This window comes from Rhodococcus sp. Leaf278, assembly GCF_001426085.1.
Taxonomy (GTDB): domain Bacteria; phylum Actinomycetota; class Actinomycetes; order Mycobacteriales; family Mycobacteriaceae; genus Rhodococcoides.
This window is the reverse complement of the sequence record NZ_LMRR01000033.1, coordinates 1-2,585: the sequence shown is the minus strand read 5'-3', so window position 1 is coordinate 2,585 and position 2,585 is coordinate 1. Positions and strand designations below refer to the sequence as shown.

General features: G+C 63.1%; 4 protein-coding genes and 1 pseudogene. All 5 read left to right on the top strand.

The window, feature by feature from the left end:
- The first annotated feature begins 119 nt into the window (after positions 1–119).
- The gene (locus ASG84_RS27595) at positions 120–269 is read left to right on the top strand and encodes a hypothetical protein (RefSeq protein ID WP_156399618.1); all 150 of its coding nucleotides are present in this window, start codon (positions 120–122) and stop codon (positions 267–269) included.
- Positions 270–283: 14 nt separating this feature from the next.
- The gene (locus tag ASG84_RS19015; RefSeq protein WP_057478591.1) at positions 284–622 is read left to right on the top strand and encodes a hypothetical protein; all 339 of its coding nucleotides are present in this window, start codon (positions 284–286) and stop codon (positions 620–622) included.
- A 137-nt stretch (positions 623–759) separates the two neighbouring features.
- Positions 760–1,263, top strand: coding sequence for a hypothetical protein (locus ASG84_RS19010; RefSeq protein WP_057478590.1), 504 nt, complete (start codon positions 760–762; stop codon positions 1,261–1,263).
- Complete coding sequence (locus ASG84_RS19005; protein ID WP_057478589.1) at positions 1,250–2,299, top strand: hypothetical protein; 1,050 nt, start codon at positions 1,250–1,252, stop codon at positions 2,297–2,299. The genes ASG84_RS19010 and ASG84_RS19005 overlap by 14 nt, the downstream gene beginning before the upstream one ends.
- Positions 2,286–2,585: pseudogene (locus tag ASG84_RS19000) on the top strand (terminase); the annotation flags it as partial. The gene ASG84_RS19005 and the pseudogene ASG84_RS19000, both read left to right, overlap by 14 nt.

Here is a 2,585-nt window from a genome sequence, read left to right as displayed (position 1 = left end):
CTGCGGCGATGCACCCCAGGGGGGTGCCCCTAGGCCCCGCTCCTCGAGGTTCGCCGTGGGGGAGGGCTCTCCGAGGTGCGGAGGGTTCAAGAAGTTCCGGAAAATCGAGAGGCCAGCCGATGCACGAGTCACCGCCCGCGAGGTATCTGCGGCAGATGCAGACCTGGATGAATCCCGGCTTGGAGTTCAGCCAGGAGAAGGCTGCCGAGAAAGAGCGAATCGCTCGATTGTTCGGCAAGGCCTCGCTTCCCGCGCAAGCTCAGCACTGAAAGGAACCTGCGACATGCCAGCGCAGAATCTGAATCACAGTCGAATGCGCCACCTGCCGAGAAGGTTCCGCACTCGCCGCGTCGATCTCGACGCGATGCAGTTCTACGGAACGTCGACGAGTGGCAAAGACATCGTCAACTGGGTGTTCCTCAGTGGTGGTGTCGCGTCGTGGACCGAAGCCACGCCGGCCTTCGAGTCGGACGACGGGCTGAAGGGTTGTGCAGCGCAACCATGCAGACTCACTGTCTGTCACGTCGAGGTCGTCCCGGGATCTTGGGTGTTGCTCGTCGACGGTGAGTGGACCGTAATGGACGATGCGCAATTCCAAGAGAGGTATCAGTCGTGGCCCTGATGGACCGATGGCACAACCTGGTCGCGTCCTGCGTCCGGAAGTTCGCCCACCGTATGGGGTGGTTCTGATCGTTTCTCCCGCGGCGCACTGCTGCGGTTGTCTGTTCGGCGCACTGCCGAACGTAGGAGTTGGTGGCGATGACGAATCACGGAGGTGCACGCAGCAGGTCCGGGCCGAAGCCCTCGATGTACTCGGCTCGTTCGGATGCACGCGATCTGAAGGCAACTCGTCTGCCGGTCGAGGGATACAGCGACGACTTCCCTCCGCTGTCGGAGTTCCTGCCCGATGCCACTGAGCGTGAAGGCCTCGTGTGGGCCGAAGCCTGGACGACTCCGCAGGCAGCGCAGTGGATTCGCGAGCCGTACCGCTTCCGGACGATCGCGATGTGGGTTCGCTGGACCGTGAAGATGGAAGATCCGGAAGCGCCGGCCGCAGTGGCGTCCGCTGCGCTGCGCCTCGCTGACCAGATCGGTCTGACGCCGTCGGGCCTGAAGGAGAACGGCTGGGTGATCGTGCCCAAGGATCAGATCGTTCCGGAGTCGCCGCCGGCGAAACAGCGTGCGGCGGGCAAGGTCATCGAACGCACGACGGGAACCGGTCGCCGGTTGCGTGGTGTAGTCCGGTCCGATGGCAGCGACTGAGTCGTACGCCGTCGACTTCCCCACCCTCGCTGACGTTCTCGACCCCTGGTATCAGGCGCACTGCTCGATCCCCGACGGATTCAACGTCGGGGATCCGTTCGTTATGGCCGACTGGCAGTTCTGGTGCACCGCAAACCACTACCGGGTGAAGAAGTCCGCTCGGTGGCAGCCGCGCAAGCCAATGCTCAATCAGGCGTTCACGTATCGGCGGTCGCAGATCGTCGGTCCGCAGAAGTCGGGCAAGGGTCCGTGGTCGGCGGCGGTCATCGCGGGCGAGGCTGTGGGGCCGACGTTGTTCGCGGGTTGGGCCGAGGCTGGCGACGGGTACGCGTGCTCGGACTTCGGGTGTGGCTGCGGTTTCGAGCATGCCTACAACCCGGGCGAGCCGATGGGTATGCCGTGGCCGACGCCGATCATTCAGCTGACCGCGACGTCGGAGGATCAGGTCGACAACGTCTACGGACCGTTGACGACGATGATCGAGAACGGCCCGTTGTCGGAGATGATGGGGATCCGGGAGAACTTCATTCGGTTGCCGGGCAATGCCCGCGACTCGATGGTGGAGAAGGTCACCTCGAATGCCCTGTCTCGCATTGGAAAGCGCGTCTCGTTCGTCCTCAATGACGAGACCGGGCTCTACACGAAAGAGAACAAGCTCGTCGAGGTCGCTGATGCGCAACGTCGAGGTGCGGCAGGTATGCAGGGCCGCACGATGGAAACCACGAACTGTTGGAATCCAGCTCAGCACTCGTATGCGCAGCGGACCTACGAATCGCGCATGAAAGACGTATTCAAGTTTTACCGAATGCCGCCGACCGGGTTGCGTTGGGAGAACAGGAAAGAACGTCGAGAGTTGCTGCGATTCGTGTACGCGGGTTGCCCGTGGATCTCGATCGACTCGATCGACGCTGAAGCCGAGGAGATTTCGGAGACCGATCCACCGAAAGCGGAGCGCTGGTTCGGCAATCGCCTCGTTCAGGGTGTGGGTGCCTGGATGGATCAGGATGTCTGGGACGGTGCGTATGCGAGGGCCTGAGCGACTGTGGTTGCCGAATCCCAAGGCCGGCACTCAGATCTGCGTCGGTTTCGACGGCTCGGAGTCCAACGACTGGACGGCGATCCGGGCGCAGACGAAGGAGGGCTACTCGTTCACGCCGCGTTACGGCGACGAACGTGCGCTGCGGCCGACGATCTGGAATCCGGCAGAGTACGGCGGCCAGATCCCGCGCGATCAGCTCGAAGTCGCAGTGGAGCACATCTTCGACCGCTGGGATGTCGTCCGGATGTACTGCGACCCCGAGGGTTACTACTCCGAGATCGGG